Source organism: Sporosarcina sp. ACRSL (assembly GCF_022346605.1).
In the GTDB taxonomy this organism is placed as follows: Bacteria; Bacillota; Bacilli; order Bacillales_A; family Planococcaceae; genus Sporosarcina.
Genome location: NZ_JAKRNT010000003.1, coordinates 28,768 through 51,516, shown reverse-complemented (window position 1 = coordinate 51,516; position 22,749 = coordinate 28,768). Strand labels below are relative to the sequence as shown.

General features: G+C 42.7%; 19 protein-coding genes and 1 pseudogene. 11 read left to right on the top strand and 9 right to left on the bottom strand.

The window, feature by feature from the left end; genetic code table 11:
• Positions 1-7 precede the first annotated feature (7 nt).
• Both MHZ92_RS05415 and MHZ92_RS05410 read left to right on the top strand, forming a co-directional pair.
• Positions 8-790 (top strand): alpha/beta fold hydrolase, encoded by a 783-nt coding sequence (locus tag MHZ92_RS05415; protein WP_239430853.1) that lies wholly within the window; start codon positions 8-10, stop codon positions 788-790.
• 137 nt (positions 791-927) lie between these two features.
• On the top strand, positions 928-1,413 hold the full coding sequence (locus tag MHZ92_RS05410; protein WP_239430564.1) for an amidase domain-containing protein: 486 nt from the start codon (positions 928-930) through the stop codon (positions 1,411-1,413).
• A gap of 115 nt (positions 1,414-1,528) precedes the next feature.
• Here MHZ92_RS05410 and MHZ92_RS05405 read toward each other — a convergent pair whose 3' ends face one another.
• From MHZ92_RS05405 to MHZ92_RS05380, 6 genes and pseudogenes are all read right to left on the bottom strand, one after another.
• On the bottom strand, positions 1,529-2,437 hold the full coding sequence (locus MHZ92_RS05405) for an alpha/beta fold hydrolase (RefSeq protein WP_239430563.1): 909 nt from the start codon (positions 2,435-2,437) through the stop codon (positions 1,529-1,531).
• Positions 2,438-2,475: 38 nt separating this feature from the next.
• Complete coding sequence (locus MHZ92_RS05400) at positions 2,476-3,480, bottom strand: LLM class flavin-dependent oxidoreductase (protein WP_239430562.1); 1,005 nt, start codon at positions 3,478-3,480, stop codon at positions 2,476-2,478.
• 6 nt (positions 3,481-3,486) lie between these two features.
• Positions 3,487-3,771 (bottom strand): DUF3219 family protein, encoded by a 285-nt coding sequence (locus MHZ92_RS05395; protein ID WP_239430561.1) that lies wholly within the window; start codon positions 3,769-3,771, stop codon positions 3,487-3,489.
• Positions 3,772-3,940: 169 nt separating this feature from the next.
• Positions 3,941-4,783, bottom strand: a complete 843-nt coding sequence (locus MHZ92_RS05390) for a DegV family protein (RefSeq protein WP_239430560.1) — start codon at positions 4,781-4,783, stop codon at positions 3,941-3,943.
• A 171-nt stretch (positions 4,784-4,954) separates the two neighbouring features.
• Positions 4,955-6,352 carry a dipeptidase gene (locus MHZ92_RS05385; RefSeq protein WP_239430559.1) on the bottom strand — a complete coding sequence of 466 codons (1,398 nt, stop codon included), beginning with the start codon at positions 6,350-6,352 and terminating at the stop codon, positions 4,955-4,957.
• A gap of 191 nt (positions 6,353-6,543) precedes the next feature.
• Positions 6,544-7,655, bottom strand: a pseudogene (locus MHZ92_RS05380) (RNA-guided endonuclease TnpB family protein).
• Positions 7,656-7,843: 188 nt separating this feature from the next.
• Here MHZ92_RS05380 and MHZ92_RS05375 point away from each other — a divergent pair.
• The 5 genes from MHZ92_RS05375 to MHZ92_RS05355 all read left to right on the top strand — a co-directional run bounded on the left by MHZ92_RS05375 (position 7,844) and on the right by MHZ92_RS05355 (position 15,367).
• The gene (locus tag MHZ92_RS05375) at positions 7,844-9,151 is read left to right on the top strand and encodes a hemolysin family protein (RefSeq protein WP_239430558.1); all 1,308 of its coding nucleotides are present in this window, start codon (positions 7,844-7,846) and stop codon (positions 9,149-9,151) included.
• Positions 9,152-9,336: 185 nt separating this feature from the next.
• Complete coding sequence (locus tag MHZ92_RS05370) at positions 9,337-11,673, top strand: helix-turn-helix domain-containing protein (protein WP_239430557.1); 2,337 nt, start codon at positions 9,337-9,339, stop codon at positions 11,671-11,673.
• Between the two features lie 268 nt (positions 11,674-11,941).
• A complete protein-coding gene (locus MHZ92_RS05365; RefSeq protein ID WP_239430556.1) occupies positions 11,942-13,369 on the top strand; it encodes an MFS transporter in 1,428 nt (475 codons plus the stop codon).
• An 87-nt stretch (positions 13,370-13,456) separates the two neighbouring features.
• Positions 13,457-14,644, top strand: a complete 1,188-nt coding sequence (locus tag MHZ92_RS05360) for an amidohydrolase (protein WP_239430555.1) — start codon at positions 13,457-13,459, stop codon at positions 14,642-14,644.
• Positions 14,645-14,821: 177 nt separating this feature from the next.
• A complete protein-coding gene (locus MHZ92_RS05355) occupies positions 14,822-15,367 on the top strand; it encodes an RNA polymerase sigma factor (protein WP_239430554.1) in 546 nt (181 codons plus the stop codon).
• A gap of 490 nt (positions 15,368-15,857) precedes the next feature.
• Here the strand turns inward: MHZ92_RS05355 and MHZ92_RS05350 are convergent, their stop codons facing one another.
• Positions 15,858-16,751, bottom strand: a complete 894-nt coding sequence (locus tag MHZ92_RS05350; protein ID WP_239430553.1) for a LysR family transcriptional regulator — start codon at positions 16,749-16,751, stop codon at positions 15,858-15,860.
• Between the two features lie 114 nt (positions 16,752-16,865).
• On the opposite strand from MHZ92_RS05350, the gene MHZ92_RS05345 reads away from it, so the two are divergent.
• From MHZ92_RS05345 to MHZ92_RS05330, 4 genes are all read left to right on the top strand, one after another.
• Positions 16,866-17,561 carry a CoA transferase subunit A gene (locus MHZ92_RS05345; protein ID WP_239430552.1) on the top strand — a complete coding sequence of 232 codons (696 nt, stop codon included), beginning with the start codon at positions 16,866-16,868 and terminating at the stop codon, positions 17,559-17,561.
• 56 nt (positions 17,562-17,617) lie between these two features.
• On the top strand, positions 17,618-18,271 hold the full coding sequence (locus tag MHZ92_RS05340; protein ID WP_239430551.1) for a 3-oxoacid CoA-transferase subunit B: 654 nt from the start codon (positions 17,618-17,620) through the stop codon (positions 18,269-18,271).
• 100 nt (positions 18,272-18,371) lie between these two features.
• Entirely contained in the window at positions 18,372-19,781 is a 1,410-nt protein-coding gene (locus tag MHZ92_RS05335) for a short-chain fatty acid transporter (RefSeq protein ID WP_239430550.1), read from the top strand.
• A 40-nt stretch (positions 19,782-19,821) separates the two neighbouring features.
• Positions 19,822-21,333 carry a phospholipase D-like domain-containing protein gene (locus MHZ92_RS05330; protein WP_370644626.1) on the top strand — a complete coding sequence of 504 codons (1,512 nt, stop codon included), beginning with the start codon at positions 19,822-19,824 and terminating at the stop codon, positions 21,331-21,333.
• Between the two features lie 81 nt (positions 21,334-21,414).
• Here the strand turns inward: MHZ92_RS05330 and MHZ92_RS05325 are convergent, their stop codons facing one another.
• The gene (locus tag MHZ92_RS05325) at positions 21,415-21,603 is read right to left on the bottom strand and encodes an SE1832 family protein (RefSeq protein WP_239430549.1); all 189 of its coding nucleotides are present in this window, start codon (positions 21,601-21,603) and stop codon (positions 21,415-21,417) included.
• 24 nt (positions 21,604-21,627) lie between these two features.
• Complete coding sequence (locus MHZ92_RS05320; RefSeq protein WP_239430548.1) at positions 21,628-22,683, bottom strand: PseG/SpsG family protein; 1,056 nt, start codon at positions 22,681-22,683, stop codon at positions 21,628-21,630.
• Between the last annotated feature and the right edge of the window lie 66 nt (positions 22,684-22,749).

Genomic DNA, 22,749 nt, shown 5'->3' with positions numbered 1-22,749 from the left:
AATTGTTATCGGATATCTTGTTAACGTAGAACCAGGCGTAAATCTATATGTTGAGGATCTTAACCCGGAAGGCGATAAGACGATAGTGTTTATACATGGCTGGCCGCTGAGTCATAAACAGTTCGAGTACCAGTTTGATGTGCTCCCATCAATGGGATATCGCTGTATTGGCATAGACTGGAGGGGCTTCGGAAATTCGGCTAAACCATTCAATGGCTACACGTTAGATAGACTAGCTGATGATATCCGTGCTGTTGTTGGGGCGCTTCGACTGAAAAATTTTGCGCTCGTAGGTCATTCGACAGGTGGATCCATTGCGATTCGATATATGACTAGATATGGCGGTTACGGAGTATCCCAGCTAGTCCTTGTCGACGCGGCAGCTCCCACAGGCTTTACAGCAGAGACAGCTGATCGATACCTTGAACAAACGTTAAATAACCGCCCTAAAATGATGCAGGAAGTCATAGATGGTTTTTTCTTTCAATATATAACTCGCCAATTCTCGGAATGGTTTTTTCAAATGGGCATGCAGGCAGCAGGTTGGTCAACCGCTGCGATTATAAAACTTTTAAAAGAAGTAAATTTGTATGAAGACCTTCCAAAAATAGTTGACCCGACGTTAATTATTCACGGTATTCATGACAAAGTTATTCCATTTTCACAGGCTGAAGAAATAAATCGACTAATCCCAAACTCGCAACTAGTCCCGTTTAAATATAGTGGTCATGGTGCTTTTTGGGAAGAGCGTAATAAATTTAACCGGATATTGACACAATTCATTGGCTGAAAAAATGTCTGAAGCCCCCGTCGTAATAGCCGAATTGATATCTTCAGCATCAGTAATATCGTTATCCAATTAGTCGGTCTTTCTTCATGCTAACCCTTACGTCATCATACGATAGGTTACGGGGGTGTTCAGAAAAATTGTATAATCGCGAAGCGGCAGTCAGATATGCGGATGAATGGTGGAACAAAAGGAATCCTGCCTATCCATCATTCGATGTCGACTGCACGAGTTTTATCTCGCAATGTCTGCATGCTGGTGGTGCTCCGATGCATGGGTATCCAAACCGAGGACGGGGATGGTGGCAGCAAGGGGGGACGTGGAGCTTCAGCTGGTCGGTTGCGCATGCGATGCGTTGGTATTTAGGGAGTTCTAAGAAGGGATTGACTGCACGACAAGTCGGTTCGGCTGAGGAGCTCGATCTCGGTGATGTTATTTGCTATGACTTTCAAGGGGACGGACGGTTCGACCATACGACTATCGTTACAGCGAAGGACGGAGAAATGCCGCTCGTGAATGCCCATACGTATGACGCGTACCATCGGACATGGGATTATAAGGATTCATACGCATGGCGAGAAGGTGCGAAGTATATTTTCTTTAAGATTAACGATCATTTCTCCTGAAATGAAAAAGACGGAGCCGTCGGGCGTCCGTCTTTTTGCTTTTAAAAAACATCATCTAATTTTCTACAATCATGAAGTTTTTAGGGGATTGTGCTCCTTCTCATGCGTTTTGTAGTTAGTCAGCTTCCAAGCTTATTTCAGTGATAGCCTGTATCAAAACATCGGGTCTATCCAGATAAATTAAGTGTCCAGATTGTTCGGCAAAAATTAATTTGCTGTTACTGGATAAATTTGCTTGATCTTTAATGAGCTCTTGCCATTTCTCTTCATATATCCGTAATTCCCATTCTGGAAAGCCTTCATCTGTCCCAAGTTTAATACAATATTCTTTATCTCTACCAATAACAACTAATGGAACATCGGGAAAATCCCCCAATCCCTTTATAATCTCGGCATCTGATATCCAGTTTTTTATTTCTGAATACATAGCCTTGTACAGTGTCGGGTTCACTTGAAAGTCCATTAACCTTTCCTGTACGTTCAGCGGAAATTGTTTTTGTCTCTTCGTTAGAGAGGGGGGTATTATTTTACTTAGCTCATCCTTATTCATTGAAGAATATAAGTAGCATTTTTCTAACCACGCTTCGTCTGTAGAATCCTCATTTAGTGCAGGCAACTTTAATTCTTCTAGAATTTTAAAATCAATAGAAGTAGAATCAACTAATACCATCCCTCTTAGGTGACTCGGATATAATTTAGCAAAATGCTGCGCGCATAATCCACCATAAGAATGCCCCACTAAAATAATTGGCTCAACAATATTCAATTGAAAGAGCAATCCTTTTAATTCGTTAGCCGTTGCTAGTGTAGTTCTGCTCTCATCTCCGATCTCACTTATACCTAGACCTGGTCTGTGAAACATAATGACTTTATTTCTTTTACTTAGTTCTTCAGTGATTTCGTGCCATTCATCTAAGGAATTACCCATACCGGTTAAAATCAAGATCGGTATACCGCAACTTCCTTTTTGTTGTATTTCTAGTTTTTTATTATTCACAACTATAATCTGGCGAATTTTACTCATCCTTTTTAATATTGTAAGGTCCTGTCCTTAAGCAATTTCTATTCCTTTTGAAATACTTCTTTTGCAATTAGTTCATAGGATCGGATTCGATCTGCTGGTTCGTATGTGATTGTATTGATCATGATTTCGTCCGCTTGATATTTCGTTTTCAACTCATATAGTTTCTGTTTCACTTCATAAGGATTCCCGATAATCATGTTCTGTCTCATTTTATCTAACGATTCCATCTCTTTTTCAGTGAGTTTATATTCCTTAGCTTCTTTTATTGTTGGAACTCCTTGATGGCCTTCCCCTTTATCTCTTTGTAAAGACCAAATGAGTGAACTTATGGCAATCTCTTCTGCTTTTTCCGTTGTTTCTCCACAAAACACTGAAACCGTTACGATCACTTGTGGGGTTTGTCCTTCTTTTCTCGGTTTAAAGGTTTCAATATATTCTCTGATTATAGAAACTCCATCATTGTCGCTCATAAAATGGCCGAAAGTATATGGGATACCATGTTCCGCTGCTAGTACAGCACTTTTTTTACTTGTGCCAAGAAGCCAAGGTACTGGTGGATTTCCAGGTATCGGCGACGCAGATATCTTCGAGTATTCAGTGTCAGCTGGATAATCATCGTCTAAAAAATGAAGTAATTCTCTTACTAAGGTAGGGAAGTTCCTGACATTTTGTAAAAAGTTATCAGTTAAAGCATTCGTCGCTTCAGCCGATCCACCTGGCGCTCGTCCTATCCCTATATCTATTCGATTTGGAAATAATGTTGCAAGCATATTAAAGACTTCTGCCACTTTAAAGGGCTTGTAATGAGGCAATAAAACAGCGCCAGAGCCAATACGAATTCGATTCGTGTTAGCGCCGATGTAGCTTAACATCACTTCAGGCGCAGAACAGGCGAGTCCAGGTAAATCATGGTGTTCAGCAATCCAGTATCTTGTATATCCGAGTGCATCTCCAGCTTGTGCTAATTTCATCGACCCCATCAATGCCTCATATGGGGTTTGAATTGAAGAGATAGGGGATTGATCTACTATGCTTAACCTCATTACACCTCAGTCCTTTTCTTCCAATAAAGTCAATTTATACTCTCCTACTTGATCTTTTTTATACAAGTTTGTAATTGAAGTAGAATAGTTATAAATGGTTCCTCTAAATCGTAAGTCTTTCACAGGAATCTGAACTTCAAATGTTCCGCGGTACAGTAAAGTGGAAATGTCATGATATTCTTCACTTGTCACGTTAAAGACGACTGAAACTTTATAGAGTCCATCCAATTTTTCTTCTTCATAACTGGACAATTGAATTGCTCTGTCGTCTAAAATCATTGTGCTGACCAAAAAATCACTCCTCTAAAAAAGTTGTTGAGACAACCATACAGTGTTCAGATTCTATGTCAAATCTCAAACAAAATACCCCTTCCCGCAAACCGGGGAAGAGGCTGTGTACGTTTATTAACAGCAAAAGTTAACGCTTTAAGTATTGCGGTATGAGACAAGCACCTTACGCTCAGTCATACCATAGCACAGCAATTGTCCCTTCGCCGGCATGGACGGCGAGGGTGGAGCTGATGTCGCCGATTTCGACAGTGAGTCCCGGTACTTGGTTGAGGATCATCGCTTTTAATTCCTCGGCTGTATCCATAACATTTCCTTGCATTAAATAGATTTTACCTTTTCCTTTATGTCTCTCTGCGACTTTATTGACCAAATATTGAAGCGCTTTCTTTTCGGAGCGTACTTTATCGATCGCTTCCAACTTGCCGTCAGGTGTGATTTGGATGATCGGCTTCACTTTCAACAAGCTGCCGAGGAAGAACTGGACGCCATTCATGCGGCCGCCTTTGTACAACTGCTCCAATTGGCCGATGTAAATGAAATTCTTCAATGTTCCTACCATTTTTTTAAGCTCTTGTATGATTTCCTCGACGGATGCTCCCGTATGTTGGAGCTCCATCCCTTTTTCAATCATCCCCGTGATTCCAGACGACAGGGAGTGGGAGTCGATGAAGGTGATAGGGAAGTCCACCATTTGCGCACCTGCCATGGAAGAAGCGAGAGTACCGCTCAACTCCCCCGAAACGTGAATGGCGATTGCCTGTTCATAGTCTTCTGCAATTATCTTGAATTGCTCTGCGAATTCTCCTGCAGAAGGTTGGGATGTTTTCGGAAACTCGGTCGCATTCTTTATATTTTCATATAACTGGGGCGGTGTCAGGTCGACGCCGTCAATAAATTGCTTTTCCCCGAAATGTATATTGAGTGGAATCGAGAAGAAATCGGGGTGGTTTTTTAATTCATCTGGAATATAGGCGGTGCTGTCTGTTATCCATGCTAGCGGTTTTTTCGTCATAAGATCATTCATCCTTTTCTAAACATTCGCTTCTTTCATTACTATACTACAGAAAGTAATCTCTTCAAATACAAATTTGAATAATTAGTAGAAAATGGGGGAAGGGGAGGGAGGAGTAAGGAAATGAAAAGGGCCATCCCGAGCGGAAATGGAACCCGGGATGCCCTTCTATTATTTTTTCAATTCGTCTTTTGAAAATTGAGCGAGCTCGTAATAATAATCACCGATGACGCGGAGCCCTTTGTCGAAGTTCTCCAAATGGAAATGTTCGTTAGGGGCGTGGAAATTTTCGCTGGAAAGACCGAAGCCCATCAGCACAACCGGCAAATTCAAAATTTCATCGAACGCCGCGACGATCGGAATCGAACCGCCCATACGCGTAAAAGCAGTCGGGACGTCATATACTTTTTCATATGACTTTCCTGCCGCTTGGATGGCTGGGTGGTCGAAAGGTGTGATGAATGGCTTTCCTTTATCGAATTCACTTACCGTCACCGTAACACCCGCAGGTTTATGCTTTTCGATATGAGCTTTCAATTTCTTCACGATGTCTTCCGGATCTTGATCGGGTACCAGACGGCAAGTAATTTTCGCGCCTGCTTCAGACGGCAAAACAGTTTTGATTCCTTCTCCGGAGAATCCTCCGAAGACGCCGTTCACTTCCAAAGTAGGTCTTGTCCATGTCCGCTCCAAGTAAGAGTAGCCTTTTTCGCCGAACAGCTCGTTGACGCCGATTTCCTGCTTCAATGCATCTTCGTCGAAGTTGAGTGCTTTATACGCTGCGCGCTCCTCGTCTGATAACGGGCGTACATCTTCGTAAAATCCGTCGACCGCAATTGTCCCTTCCTGATCATGGAACGATGCAAGGATCTCAGAAATGGCATGGATCGGATTTTGCACTCCGCCTCCGTAAATGCCTGAATGTAAATCACCTTTCGCGCCTTTGACGTCAATCTGGACGCCTGCAAGTCCCCGTAATCCATAACAGATGGCTGGCTTTCCTGGCCCGTACATCCCTGTGTCGGAAATGACGATAATATCTGCCGCCAACTTCTCTTTATTTGCCTCAATATATTTCTCAAGGTTCGGACTGCCAACTTCCTCTTCGCCTTCAATAATGAATTTGACGTTCACTGGCAAGCTGCCGTCTTCGTTCATGAGAGCTTCAACCGCTTTGATATGCATGAACACTTGGCCTTTGTCATCGCTCGCCCCGCGCGCATACAATTTATTATCGCGCACTTCGGGTTCAAATGGACCGCTTTCCCAAAGGTTTAGCGGATCGACAGGTTGGACGTCGTAATGGCCGTAAAACAGGATTGTTGGCTTTCCTTCCGCATGAAGCCAATCACCATAAACGACTGGATGCCCATCCGTCTCGTCGATGGATACGTTTTCGAGTCCCACCTTGGTTAATGAATCTTTCAACCATTCCGCAGCTTTCTGCATATCCGGCTGATGCTCGGAAAGAGCGCTAATGCTCGGGATGCGAAGGAAATCTTTCAATTGCTCCAAATGGTCTTCCCGTTTGGACGTGAAGTATGCGTCAAGTTTTTCTAAATGACTCACTGTGAACCCCTCTTTTCAACAAAATATAAGTAATTAAAAATAGTATAACACGATGATGGAAATCAAGTTATGTGAACTACTCACCACTTAACGCTTTGCGTTTGAAGTGGGGGCTTCTCGACTTATCGCCGCTTCTAGTAGCCGGCGAAAACAGACCGAGCTATCCCTCTTGTTCCAAGAGTTCCGTTTTTTCAGGGCAAGTCCAGCATCAACTGTCCCTCATTCTTGATGTTGATAGCGGCATTCCAATCCCGGTCGATAACGAATCCGCAATCGCAATCAAAAATTCGTTCGGAGAGGTGTAAGGCAGCATTGACATACCCACAGGCCGAACACGTCTTCGATGAAGGAAACTATTTGTCAATCTTGATGAGTTGCTTACCTTCTTCATCCAATTTATAACGTAAGAATGTCGTGAACATCCCCCACCCGTTGTCGGCAACGCTTTTGCCGAAACGGAAGGCTTTCGACATCCCCTTCATATCAAGATCTTCTATGACGACACAATCGTATCTATTTACCAATTTTCTTGACTCTTGATGAAGGAAGTTTTTTCGTTGATTTGCCACTTTTTCATGGAGTTTGGCAACTTTGGCCCGTTGCTTTTTCCAGCGGGAGGAGCCATTCATCATTTTGGACAATTTTCTCTGTTCCTTTGCCAGTTTTTCTTCTACCTGTCGATAGAATTGCGGGTAATTGGCTTTCTTACCCTGTTCGCTCTCGACAAAAAGTCCATTCATGGCAAAATCCAATCCGACTACTTGGTTGATTTCTTTTTTACCCGGATTGTGTTCGTATTCTGTGAGAATGGAAATATGGTACTTTCCAGTGGCCGAACGGGAAATGGTGCATGACTTGATGACATGATGGGATGGGATTTCGCGATGCTGTTTCATTCTAAGGGGTGTTAGCTTTGGAAGTTTGATGTGGGAATCCAGAATCTTGATGTTTCCGTTGACCATGTTTGTCGTGTAGGATTGTTTCGACTTGCGATTCTTGAATTTCGGATACTTCGTCTTGCCTGAGAAGAAATTGGAAAACGCCGTTTGCAGATTCAACTGGGCGTTAGCGAGTGCCAGGCTATCAACCTCCTTGAGCCACTCAAATTCCTTCTTGTATTTGGCGGGCGTCGGAAGCTTCTGTTTCTTCAGCAATGTCATGTTATCTTTGTGTTTCTCATAGGTTTCCTTGCGTTCCGCCAACATTTTATTGTAGACAAATCGAATACATCCAAAAGTCTTGACCAAAAAGGCTTCTGTTCCTTTGTCGGATAGATTCGAAATTTGTATGCTTTATGTGCCACCCAAATCACCTCATTTTAGAATAATAGGAATACCTGTTCCTATTATATCAATCAAAAGAGGTGTTGGCTATCGCCAACCGAAATTCATCTCCCACTTACTGTTGGGCTTCACCCTTCACACGCTTGAAGAGGGAGAATTCTTTCGGAATGTATTTAAAAGGACGGATTTACTAGTAGTATGTTATGATATGAAAAAGTTGCTAATTGAACGATCTGTTGAAGTACAGAAACTCCGGGAGGAATCACTGTTGTTTATAGCACTAGGGTTCTTTTTATTGATGTCTTTCTTCCTTTCAGGGAGCGAGACAGCGCTTACAGCGGTCAGCCGCATGAAAGTCCAGCTTCGTGCTGAACAAGGCGATATAAAATCGATTAGACTGCGAGAGCTCATCTCCAAGCCTGATAAGATGATTACGGCAATCCTCATTGGAAACAATGTTGCGAATATTATGATGCCGACGATTGTCACGTTGATTGCAATTGATAAAGGCTTGAAAGTGGGCGTCATGACAGCTATTTTGACAGTCGTCATCATCGTTTTTGGAGAAGTGCTTCCGAAGTCGATCGCTGCCACGTTTGCAGATCGAATGGCGTATGTTGTTGCGCCGACGATTTCGATTTACGTCAAGCTGATGACGCCGTTGACGATGCTCCTTTCTTTATTCACAAACGTCTTCATACGCATCATTTCCAAAGGTGCCGTGAAGGAGGCGACGTTGACGAAAGAGGAGCTCCGATCCATGGTAGACATTGCTTCTACGGAAGGTACATTTGAACAGGAGGAGTCGCTCCGGTTAAAAGGGGTGCTCGATTTTCCTGAAAAGGACGTATCCGATGTCATGGAAACCCACCGTACGGATGTTATTGCATTGCCGGTTGATTCGACGTACGAAGAAGTACGCGATACGATTCTGGAATATTTCTACACCCGCTATCCGATTTACGAGGAAAGCATCGACCGCGTCGTCGGGGTGTTTTATTCGAAGATGCTGATCGAATGGTCCTTGCATCCTGAAAAGACACTTGCCGAGGTGATGGATGATGAGCCTTTATTCGTCGTCCAGACGGCAAGCGTCGAAAAGGTGTTCAAACTGATGCTTGCAAATAAAAAGCATATGGCCATCGTGCTCGATGAATACGGCGGTACGCTTGGGATTGTCACTCATGAGGATATCATTGAGGAAATGATCGGGCAGGATATCGAGGATGAAACTGATTTTGATGAAGAAGTACTTGTCTATGAAAATCAAGAAAATCTGCTTATTTGTCACGGCCGCCTTGAAATTATCGATGCGATTGATATGCTTGGCGTCGAATTGCCGACCGATCATGAAACAATTGGCGGATTTGTCATGCAAGAGCTTGGTCATGTGCCAGAGCAAGGAGAACGTTTTACATACGAAAACCTATACTTCGAAATTGAAGAAATGGACCGTAGCCGGATCGTCAAGATGAAGATTACGAAACGATTTGATACGGAAGCGGAAGAAGAATAATTTCACCGCTTGGTCAATCACCCTTTTAGCTTGTTAGAGCTGAGGGTGTTTTTTTTTTGTCTATTCCATCGTAAGTTTGTATTTACTTTGGACTAGCTATATAGATAACATAAGATGATAATCCTGCAGAAGTATGGAAACCTATCAATTATCACATGCTCTTTATAGAAATAGGAGTGATTCGCTTGAACGATCCAATGTCAGATTTTCAAATATCATTTCAACATATTGATGTCATGGTGCCACGAATCAAAAAAGGGATTCAAGTTATCTTGGTACTTAGCGGGAAGTTGAAAATTGAGACATCCGACCGGTTTTATCATATGGAAGAAAACGATTTGCTTGTCATTAATCGTAATCAGCTCTACCAGGCACAAGGTTATGAAGAAAATAGAGTAATGGTTTTATCGATATCCGATCGATTCATGGAGCGCCATTATGCCAACTATCGTAATCACCGCTTTGAGTGCTTTTCAAGAGAAATTGATCTTGGAAGAGAAGAAAAGATTCTTACCATACGAAAATTATTGGCCAATGTGATGATTAGTTATTATAGACAAGACGAAAGCTATCTCATTGAGCTGACAAGCTATATCTGTCAAATGCTGCTCATTTTAATCCGAAGCTTTAAAGAGGAAGGCAGTGTCATACAGAAAATAGATACAGGTGATCGGCGCCTTTTGCAAATCATTGACTATATGGAAAGAAATTATGATCAGCCAATTACATTAGAAGAAATTGCGACGAAATACTTTCTGTCGACAAGCTATCTATCCCGCTATTTTAAACAGAATATGGGGATCGGATTCAGTCGTTATTTAATGAATATTAGGCTTAAGCATAGTATGAAGGAGCTGCTTTACACAAATGACTCCATTTCGCAAATTGCGATGAATAATGGATTCCCAAACACAAAAGCATTTTCAACCCTCTTTAAAGAAGTGCATGGAATGACCCCACATGTCTACCGAGACACCCACGAAGTTCAAAAAGAGGATTCAGTTCAAACCTATAGCAAGGAAGACGTTTCACATCTAATCCAGTCTTCAGAGATAATAGAAAGATTAAGTCAATTCAATATAGATGATCAGAAACCTTATAACCTCACTGAAATGAGGTATGAAAAGTTGCCAATCACTTTATCTAGTCATGCGCAAGTGAATTTGCATTATCCTGATCATATTTTAATTGTTGGCGAAATCTCTGAGCTGTTAAAAGAAGATGTCCGCTCTCAAATTTTAGAAGTTAAAAAGGATTTGCAGTTAAAGTATATAGGAGTCCGTCACCCTTCTAGCAGCACGACGATCCCGCCGGAAGTAGAGACTGATGAGGAGATTCCAACAACCTCACCTTATTTTAATATTGATAACGCTTTGGAATTTATGAGGAAGCATGATTTATCTCTTTTTATACGGGTTGATTATATAGATATATCGAGAGATGGAGAACAATACTTCACCAATCTGATTCAATTCATAAGACATTGTTTACAGCGATACGGAGAGTCGTTTGTAAAGCAGTGGCATGTCATGTTTTACGAGCCTTATTTCACCGCGGTGGATGCAAAAGAACTAAAGAAGACGTATATAAAATTACATCAAGTCTTAAAAACGATCGTTCCTTCGATTCGGGTAGGCGTCTATATGCCTTTTTCTTTCCGTCAAGAAAAAACGAGCACCCATCATGAATGGCAGTTAGAACATGGTGAGCTCATCGATTTCATCGGCTTTAACGCTAATCAAAATGAAGTAATTGATTTTGAAGAAATGGCGGAAAAGAAATTTGATTTGGCAAAGGATTACATCAAGGAGAAAACGAATAAACTGAAGCTCTATTTAAAAAGGAATCATCTTGAAAAACCACTTCATCTCGTTGCATGGAACACTTTGTCAGGCAATACACGGTATACGAACGGAACTTTCTTTAGGGGAGCATTGGTGTTGAAAAATATTTTGGATATATCCAATGACGTGACGACAGTAGCCCTATGGATCAATACATTTGCACATGAGCAGAATGGAAGGGATCTACGGTATCGGATGGATGGTGTTGAATTATTCCATTATCTGAAGGGAAAACGTCCTGCTTATTTTGCTCTCAAGTTTTTAAAACGTCTACACGGCGAGATTGTGGCGCAGGATGAGAATTATGTAATGACGAGAACTGACCGGGGCTTTCAATTAATCATTATGAATACGACCATTATCAACCCTTACTTATCCATCGAAGAGACATTCCTTCAAAGGCTGAATAAGGAAGTCCACGTCATGATTTCTGGAATCCCTAAAGGAGATTATCAAATCCGGAAGCATGTGTTTGATAAAAATAATGGTGCACTTTATACAAAGTGGCGTAATTTGAACAGTAAGTATGGCATGGATGCGGAGATCATTGATTATATTATCCATTCCAGTCGTCCTTCTCTAGAAATTTTCGATGAATCCATCGAAGATGAATGGTCGTTTTATTCCTCATTAACGAGCAATGCGATTCACTTTTTTGATATTCGAAAAGCTTATTGATATTTGTCCAAGGCTCTCCAACAGCGGAGGGCTTTTTCTTTTTAATGACAATGACAAAAAACAACCCCATATTTTTTCCTCTGAAAAGAACAGGGAATTTTTTTGCCATTTCACCACGTATTTCGGACAAAAAACGACTCTCTTCTTACACCACGAATTTCTATAATCGAAGTATAGAAACGAAACAATAACGTAAGGCCTTATTTGATCCAATATCGTTTCTTGATAAACGTATTACTAGTTTAGTGAAAATACAGGAGGGTTAACGATGGAGGCAAGTTACAAAGGTACAGATAAGTTAATCACTGGGATTGTGTTCGGGGTTATCACATTTTGGCTTTTTGCACAGGCAATGGTCAACGTGGTACCTGCCGTTCAATCAGATTTAGGAGTTTCGTATGGAACGTTAAATATAGCGATCAGTTTAACAGCATTATTCTCAGGAATGTTTATCGTAGCGGCTGGCGGGCTCGCAGATAAAATTGGACGTAAAAAAATCACGTATATCGGGTTAGTGTTAAGTGTCATTGGTTCTTTATGTCTTGTATTTGCCCAAGGAGCTGTCCTACTCATTATCGGACGGATCATCCAAGGTATTTCTGCAGCATGTATTATGCCAGCAACGATTGCGTTAATGAAGGCATATTTTGATGGAAAAGAGAGACAACGTGCCCTTAGTTACTGGTCAATCGGATCATGGGGCGGTTCAGGTGTCTGTTCATTTGCAGGCGGCGCCATTGCAACCTATATGGGATGGAAATGGATCTTCATCTTCTCCATTGTCTTTGCGCTACTAGCAATGTGGTTGATTAAAGATACACCTGAAAGCAAGGCAGAAGGTACTGGTAAATTTACATTCGATTACAGTGGTTTGGCCATCTTTGCCGTAACGATGATTGCATTGAACGTATTCATTACATTCGGAGCGGACTTAGGCTGGACAAGTGCAATTACGATACTTCTTGCAGTCGTTACAATTGTTGGAGCTATTGTCTTCTATAAAGTAGAGAAAAAGAAAGCAATTGCACTTATCGACTTCTCGTTATTTAAAAATAAACCATATGCAGGCGCAACGTATTCAAACTTCTTATTAAATGCGATTGCTGGGACACTCGTTGTTGCCAATACGTATGTCCAAGTAGGTCGGGGATTCACTGCATTTCAGGCAGGGATGCTATCGATCGGATATTTAATCGTTGTTCTTGCGATGATTCGGGTTGGTGAAAAAATTCTTCAAAAAGTTGGAGCGAAGTTACCGATGGTTTCAGGTGCGATCATCAGTACAATCGGTGTAGCGATCATGGGTCTAACTTTCTTACCTGACTTTGCTTATACAGTCGTCGTATTTATTGGGTTTGTATTATTTGGTCTTGGACTTGGAATCTATGCAACACCTTCTACAGATACATCTGTTTCAAATGCCCCGTCAGAGAAAGTAGGGGAGGCTGCAGGGGTTTACAAAATGGCAAGCTCCCTTGGTAGTGCAATCGGGGTTGCGATTTCAGCAACGGTTTATAGCTCAGTTGCAGCCGCTGGAAGTGTTGAGACAGCAGCATCAGTAGGGATCTTGGTAAATGTCATCTTCGGTGTACTCGCAATTCTTTCGATTGTCATTATGGTTCCTAAGACTGCAGGTAAAACAACAGAAGTTCCAGCGCCTAAAACAGTACAAACACTAAAAAAGGCAGCTAATTAAAAAATACGATCCAGATCGGAAGCTATGATAAATCGGTACAGAATGGAGGAGGTCTTCATTCTGTACTGTTAAAAAGGAGACGGCATGATGAAAAGTGAATTAATGAGCATGCTTGAATCACGCAAAGAAGAAATCATTAACATACGCCGGTACTTACATGAACATCCTGAAATCTCATTTCAAGAGAAGAATACAGCTCAATTTATTGCGGATTTCTATAAGGGAAAAGACGTTGAAATTCATACGAATGTTGGAAATGGATATGGCATCATCGTAACAATAAAAGGTGGGAAGCCTGGAAAAACGATTGGTCTTCGAGCAGATTTCGATGCACTTCCAATTGTAGAAGAGACAGACGTCCCGTTTAAATCGAAGAATGAAGGCGCCATGCATGCGTGTGGACATGATGGACATACCGCTTATCTATTAGTGTTAGCGGATTGCTTAATTCAATTAAAAGACTCCATTCCAGGGACCATTAAAATCATTCACCAACATGCTGAAGAAGTGCCGCCGGGCGGAGCGAAGAGCATAGTGGAATCTGGTTTATTGGATGACTTGGACGCAGTCTATGGAATTCACTTGTTGCCGATGGGACCTGCAGGTACTGTAGGGTATCATGCAGGATACTCTTTCAATGGCCGGGCCTATATGAAATTAAAAGTTCAAGGGAGAGGCGGACATGGTTCCTCGCCGCATCTTGCAAACGATGCCATTGTCGCGGCTGCCCATTTTGTTACAGCTGCACAAACCATTATTAGCCGCAGATTAAGCCCCTTCGATATTGGCGTCATCACAATCGGCTCTTTCGATGGAAAAGGTACATTTAACGTAATCAAAGACAGTGTAGAACTGGAAGGCGATATTCGTTATATGACCGTCGAAACAAAAGAAACGATTGAAAGAGAAGTTAAACGGATTGTAAGAGGAATTGAAGAAGAATTCGACCTGACATGTGAGCTTACATATACGCCGGATTATCCGCCTTTATACAACGATCCCGAGCTTACTGCAAAAGTAGCGGAAAGCTTACGGAGCATGGATGATGAGGACATTAAAGAAGTGAAGGAATTCCCTGCGATGTCTCCATCTGAAGACTTTGCGTATTATGCAGAAAAATTCCCGGCATGCTTTTTCTACATTGCCTGTACACCAAAAGGGGTGGAGAAACCATACTTCAACCACCATCCAAAATTTGACATTGATGAAGACGCACTCCTAGTAGCCGCAAAAGCCGTGGGACAAGTGGTTTGCAGTTACTATGAAATAGACTAATGGAATTCATAAACCATGCCATGTACTCATTTTCAGTATGTGGTATGGTTTTTAAATTTCACTTTTTTTACTTTTGAAGCTTACAACTTTGTAAGTTTAGTGAAAGACAAGTCGATAGTTTGTAATGGGAGATTCATTGATAATAAAGGTAACAGTTACAAAACGGAGGAATTATCTATGAAAATCGATTTGACTGAGCTATATGACGAATACGGCAGATACATATACCATCTATGCTTGAAATTAACACGCAATAAAGAGGAAGCCGAAGACCTTATGCAAGACGTATGGGTGAAGGTTGTCCGCTATAGCGGGAAAATGGACAGCGTTGACCGGATGAAGGCTTGGCTGACGACGATTTGCATGAACACATTCCGCGATCGTTACCGTAAGGATGTTAGAAGAAGTAAACACGTAATGCACCAACCTGATACATTGGACGTTCCGATATTGGATTTGGTTCCAAGCGATCACCCGACACCTGTCGAAATGATTGAACAGAACGATATCCAAGTCATGGTACAGCAAAAAATCGGCGAATTAGATGCCATTTACCGGACGACAATCGAATACTTCTACGTCTATCAGTATTCATTGATTGAAATCGCGGAATTGATGAAAGTGTCGATCGGCACAGTGAAATCCCGTCTGTTCCGTGCAAAAAAATATTTGAAAGAATTAATGATGGACGACACGACAGTAAGAGAATACGTCACTGCGTAATCATCAGCTATATAAATGGAATGCCCCTAGTTAGATAGGGGCATTTTTTTATGTATTTGGAAGAACTTATGAGTGCTTGCAGCAATATCTAAAAATCTTCCAATTGATTGGAGTGGAGATTGGCGACTCCAGCGAACGCCGTTACGAAGAACGGCGTTTGCGAGCAAAAGCATAGCGTTGCGAGCACATCCTAGCACTTGCCTGTTACGAAGAACGGCGTTTGCGAGCAAAAGCATAGCGTTGCGAGCACATCCTAGCACTTGCCTGTTACGAAGAACGGCGTTTGCGAGTAAAAGCGCAGCGTTACGAGCACATCTTAGTACGAACATGTTTGAAGCAGGATGCCTTAATTTCTGCAAAAGACGCAGAAATTAAGGCAAATCGAACCCTTCGCTGTTCGATTGGCTGAAGCCGTGCCCGCGGAAAGCGTCCAATCGGAACGTAAATCAATGGTATTTATGGCAGGATACAATTTTTTCTTCACCTATTTTTATTCGAAAGAAATAAGTTGCTTCTCCGTAAACAGTTGAATGAATTTTTTTAGCGCAAACGAATGATAGGCATTTTTCTTCGTGATCACCCCTAATTTCCAACGAAGGGAAGACGATTGAAGCGGGATCGTCTTGATCAGGGGGTTGTTTTGTTTTTCAAAAATTGACTTGGGCAACAGCGTAATGCCTAGTTTAGAAGCGACCAATTCCAATATCAAATCCCATTGTGAGCTTTCATAGGAAATGGAAGGGATAAATCCAGCATCTTTGCATGCATTAATAATATGTTCATGTAAAGCGAAGCCTTTCGAAAACAGAATGAATTGTTCTCCTTTTAATTCGATCAGTTCAACAGATTCCCGTTCGGCAAGCTGATGATCATGATGAAGATAGAGTATAAATTCATCATTGATAAACGGATATGTATGGAAGATCGTATTATCGGTCGGTAGAACAGTAATGCCAACGTCAATCTTGTCTTCTTCCAAGAGCTGCTCAATTATCATGGCTCCATGTTCATAAAGTTCGAGTTTCACATTCGGATAATGCATATGGAAAGTACGGGCAATTTCCGGGAAGAAAAGTGTCCCGATGAGTGGCGGAATCCCGATTTTAATCTCCCCTGTAGCCCCTTCACTCAATTCCTCCAAAAGGTTCGGCAAAGCTTGCAAGGCTGCAAGTGCTTGCTGTCCTTGTGTATAGACGATTTTACCGGCATCGGTCAATAAGAGATGCCGCGTAGAGCGGTCGAAAAGTGTGACGCCTAATTCGTCTTCCAGCTTTTTAACTGCTTTACTCAAAGACGGTTGTGATTGATGCGAGTGCTCTGCGGCTTTTGTGAAACCTTGGTGATTTGCAACTTCCACGAAAGCTCTAATATCACGAAATTCCACGAGACCCCTCCTGATTATTCTAAATAGGAATAAATGTCATTCTATTTATGTATTTTACTTATAAGAAATTGAATTGTAAACTACAAGGAAAGTGGAGAAAAAGGAGGAGTCACGATGAGCAAAGTAATGGATTCGTTTTTGGAAGCGGTTTCAGATATTCAAGATGGTGCATCAATTATTGTAGGCGGATTTGGACTATCTGGCATTCCCGAGAAAGCGATTGAGGCACTCCGTGATCAAGGGACGAAGGATTTGACAGTTTACAGCAACAACTGCGGTGTCGATGATTGGGGTCTTGGCCTTCTATTGGCGAATAAGCAGATTAAAAAAATGGTAGCTTCTTATGTAGGTGAAAATAAGATTTTCGAACAGCAATTTTTAAGTGGTGAACTGGAAGTGGAGTTGACGCCACAAGGTACGCTAGCTGAGCGAATGAGAGCGGGAGGAGCGGGGATTCCTGGTTTCTATACCGCAACTGGCGTAGGCACTCCGATCGCTGAAGGGAAAGAAACAAAGGAATTCAACGGAAAAACGTATTTGCTAGAGGAAGGAATCGTCGGTGATTTTGCTCTTGTAAAAGCGTGGAAGGCCGATACACTCGGTAATCTTGTTTACCGGAAAACAGCCCGCAATTTTAATCCGCTTGCAGCAATGGCAGGCAAAATCACAATTGCGGAAGTGGAGGAAATCGTGGAGCCAGGCGAATTGGATCCAGATGAAATTCATACACCGGGCATCTATGTACAACGGTTGTTACTTGGAACGAATTATGAAAAACGAATCGAACGTCGGACGGTTATTAAGGCTTAAGTAAGAGAGTGAAAGTACTTCTCTTTGCAAACAGACTTGAAAAGGGGTTGAAAAGGATGAAAGATGTACGTGTGACAATTATTAAACGCGCGGTTCAGGAAATTGAAGATGGCATGAACGTCAACTTAGGGATCGGTATGCCGACTTTGGTCGCCAATGAAATTCCAGCTGAGTTCAACGTTTTATTGCAATCGGAAAATGGGTTGCTAGGCATCGGACCGTATCCCGTGGAAGGTCAAGAAGATCCGGATTTGATTAATGCCGGGAAAGAGACGATTACAACAAAACCTGGATCCTCATTTTTTGACAGTGCCGAATCCTTCGCGATGATTCGTGGGGGCCATATTGACCTCGCGATACTTGGAGGTATGGAAGTTTCAGAAAATGGAGACTTGGCCAATTGGATGATTCCGGGGAAAATGGTCAAAGGCATGGGCGGCGCAATGGATCTTGTAAATGGGGCGAAACGGGTCATTGTCGTGATGGAGCATGTCAATAAACACGGTGAATCAAAAGTGAAGAAAGAATGTACATTGCCACTGACAGGACAAGGGGTTGTCCATCGGCTCATTACAGATTTGGCAGTGTTCGACTTTACAGAAAACGGAATGGTCTTAATTGAAACGATGGAAGGTGTTACGGTGGACGAAGTGAAAGAAAAGACGGAAGCGAGCTTCACCGTAGCGCCGGATCTCACTACGACGAAGTAAACCGTAAATTGGATAACTGGATTGGTGTTCACTTTAAACAGGGGTGGGTTCAAGAGCCACCCCCTGTTTACAATAAGTTTCTATAAAGGGTGTGGAAATGTTGGAACAAAAAAAGGTAAATGAAGAACAAGAAGGACGGTTGGAACGGCTCGGAATTTCGCTTGCGAATTGGAGTGAAAGATGGTTCCCGGATGCGTATATCTTTGCTGCAGTCGCAGTTATTATCATTGCAATTATCGCTTTATTCATGGGACGGACCCCAGTCGAAATCGGTGTAGACTTCGGAACGCATTATTGGGATTTGATACCGTTCACGATGCAAATGGCATTTATCATTATTACTGGATACGTAGTGGCTTCAGCAAAGCCTGTACATAGACTCATTTCAAAGCTTGCTGGAATTCCTAAATCACCGAAGGGGGCAGTCGCGTTTATAGCATTCTTTGCGATGGTTACTTCCCTTATTAGCTGGGGATTTAGCTTGGTATTCAGTGGAATACTGATCAAGGAGATCAGCAATCGTATGGAGGGTGTCGATTATCGCGCAATGGGAGCGGCTGGGTTCCTTGGCTTGGGCTCCGTCTGGGCACTGGGTCTTTCCTCTTCTGCAGCATTATTGATGGCGACGAAAGCTTCAATCCCTGCTGAGTTATATGAAATCAGTGGAACGATTTCAATGTCTGAAACGATTTTCACGTGGCAAAACCTTGTGATGATTGTCGTTCTTATTGCATTGTCCGTTTGGCTTGCATTCGTGTCTGCACCGAATAAAGACAAGGCGAAGACAGCTAAAATGGCTGGAATTGACTGGAGTAATAAAGAATCTACTGTTAAGAAAAAAGCTGGAAGACCGGGAGAGTGGCTAGAATATAGCCCGATTCTAACGCTTCTGCTTGTAGCAATCATGATTCTATATATCGTCAAAGCCATTGCGGCAAACGGAGCAATCGCTGCCCTGAATCTGAACAACTATAACTTCATGTTGCTGACGATCGGGTTACTATTGCACTGGACACCTAGAAACTTCTTGAATTCGGTTTCGAATTCAGTGCCTGCAATCGCTGGTGTACTTATTCAATTTCCTCTTTACGCGGGTATCTTTGGTATCTTAATGAACTCGGGATTGAACGATGTATTAGTGGAATTCTTCCTGTCCATATCGACTGAAAACACGTTCCCGCTTATTGCCGGAATCTACTCGGCAGTTTTAGGCCTATTTCTACCATCGGGTGGTGGAAAATGGATCGTTGAAGCACCGTATTTGCTGGAAGCTGCGAAAGAATTGAATGTAAGCATGGCTTGGATTGTACAAGTATACAATGCGTCTGAAGCACTTCCGAATATGGTCAACCCTTTCTTCATGCTTCCTTTGTTGGGAGTCTTAGGAATCAAGGCGAAAGATCTTGCAGGCTATTCCATTTTGCAATTGATCTTCCACGTGCCAGCTGTCCTATTCTTAGTATGGATTTTAGCGAAAACAATGCCATACGTTGCACCGGTATTCCAATAAGTAAAGAAAACAGATGAAGAGTTTTTCTTCATCTGTTTTTTTGTTTGCATGTATTCAGTTAGGGGAATTAGTAGAGGAAGTTGAATTCGGGGTTGATATGATGGAGAAAATGAAAAGATGGGTGAGGCCAAAATGGATCATTCTCATGGCCATCCTGCTATTTTTATTCCTGTACGTCGGAGTAATCACTTGGCATACATATAAACCGCTCCCTGCAGGTCTTAATTACGAAGGCGATATCCACTGGACGGACGATGTTGAAATGCTCAGTGATCTGACCTATGCCCAAACCAAAGAAGGGGATGGTATGGTGCATGAGCTAGAGATCTTTGAGGAGATTTACAAGATGATAGACGAAGCGGAACAGTTCATCGTCCTCGATTTCTTCCTCATGGACCATTATACGGATGAAAATATCGACTTTCCAAAAATTGCGGAAACGTTGACAGGAAAATTGATTGAAAAGAAAAAAGAGAATCCGAAAATGGATATCATTTTTATTACCGATCCCCTCAACAAAGGGTATGGATCATATGAATCAAAATGGTTCAATCAGTTGGAAGAAGCGGGTATTGAAGTTGTCTATACAGACCTCGATAAATTGAGGGATTCGACACCTATCTATTCTGGTCTCTACCGGACTATTTTTCGTTGGGTGAATTTCGAAAAGGAGGGATGGATTGAAAATGCAATGGCGAGCAATGCGCCGAAAATGACATTGAGATCCTATTTAATCCTTTTAAACATAAAAGCCAATCACCGAAAGACAATCGTGACGGACAAATCGGCGATAGTGTCATCGGCAAATCCGCATAATGCGAGTGGCCTTCATGGAAACGTCGCCTTGGAAGTGAAAGGAACGATATTGAATGACATTTTAGAGGCGGAAGAGGCTGTCGTCCGCTATACGAATGGTGGTTCCTTGCCGCGAGTGGAAGTTGATGCGCAAGGGGATGGGGAGTACGCAGTCCAATATTTGACGGAAAAGAAAATCCTTGATGCGCTTCTTGGGGACATCGCAGCGGCTCAAGAAGGGGATAGAATTCGAATTGGTATGTTTTTCATTGCAATGCCCGAAGTCGTGCAAGCGATCGTCGATGCATCGAATCGGGGTGTCCATGTCCAAATGATTTTGGATCCGAATGAAAACTCGTTCGGCAATGAGAAGACGGGTATACCGAATCGTCCCGTCGTCCAGAAGATGATGGATGAAACAGAAGGTAAACTGGATGTCCGCTGGAATCATACAGTCGTCGGCCAATATCATACAAAGCTGGTTGTCGTTCAAACGGAGCATGAAACGTATATTACAAACGGGTCCGCGAATCTGACCGGCCGTACATTGAACAATTACAATCTCGAAGCGAACTTGAGAGTCATCGCACCGAATGATAGCGAGCTGTCTCAAGAGATCGACCGTTATTTCAATCGTTTATGGAATAACGAAGACGCTCTCTATACACTCGATTTCGAGGAGTACCAGGACGGCTTCACATTCTTCCAGCGCGGCATTTACCGTCTCCAGGAATTATTGAAATTGACAACGTATTAACTTGCTGAAGCAAGTTAATGCCTCCGGCTAAAAAGGCTGTCCATGAACAGATTCACTGTTCGTCGGCAGCCTTTCATTCGTTCATTCATTCAGCTCTGCAAGCTGTTTGTTCAACTCGGCTAGCTTTTCTTCCATAGCAGCGAGCCGTTGCTCGGCTTTCTGTACGGAATCTGCATGTCCGGTTGACTCCAGCTTCTCTACATCGCCTTGTAAGCTGATGTAATCCATTTTCAGTTCAGCGATTGCTGATTCGATTTGTCGTTTGTTCATGTGGAAAACCCCAATCGTTTTCCTTTAGTGTAGCATATCCGACATCGCTTTTCCGCCCGCTCCGCGTTTCGGGTGTTCCAATAAATAATAGATGGTCTCGACGACTTTGTCCTTCCCGTCCCCGAGGTCGAGTGAAAGTTGGCGATCAATCGAACGTTTCCGCAATGATTCATGCAACAACGGTTCCATGATCGCATTTAGCAAGTTCGACTGTTTCACTTTCCGTCCAAGTCCAAGATGAACGAAGCCGTGCTGTTCTTTCGGAAATGCAAGTCCGAGCTCGAAATCATTTTGGGAGAGGACGACGCATGGAATCCCCATGACAGCGACTTCATAAGGCATATAGCCCGATGCGCATAAAATGACATCCGCCGTTGCGTAAATTTCCGGCACATTGTAAGGCGGCTGTTGGACAAGTGTGTTGCGCCTGCCAAGTGCCATCATTCGAAGCGTGCTGACATCATGCGGGTAACACTCCCCGACAAGGACAGTTACCTTCAGCGGAATTTGAAGTTGGGATACATGCCGTAAAGCACGGTACGTCAAGTTTCCTTCGTCCTCTTCTCCGAACGAAATCACAAGATGGGGAAGGGGCCCGGGGGCTTTTTTTCGTAAACCGTATTTTTCAAACGGCCGCATGGATGGATCTGTAATGAACAGCTGGCGATCTACGATCACATGCTCTTCCTGCTCGTCAATCGCTTCCTCTTGGAGTGTCTGGAAGACGAAATCCGCCTGTTTTCTACCATCCCCGAAATCGTCAAAATGCAATAGAGACGGGACGATATCGCTGATTTTCTCTACTTCCTCAGAAATCGTCGAGCCTGTATCGCGGATGAGGAGATCGGGACGGATGAGTGTAAGTGTTTGTATCAGATTGGCCTTTTTGCCGATCGTGATTGATTTAAAGCCTTCCGGAGGTGAAGGGGAGTTTTCACCGACGATGAATAGGACGTTCACTTCTTTCGCGATGTCCCGTGCGAGCACGGCGGCCCTCCGAGCAGGATAGGACCCTTTTCCATCAGACCTCGCAATGTAGAATGCAACAGTTTTCTTCTTTGATTTTTCTATTGGAATCACCCTTTCTATTCCTGTATATAACGACTCTCCTTTTCACCCTATGATTGGAAAAATTAAGTTATGTAT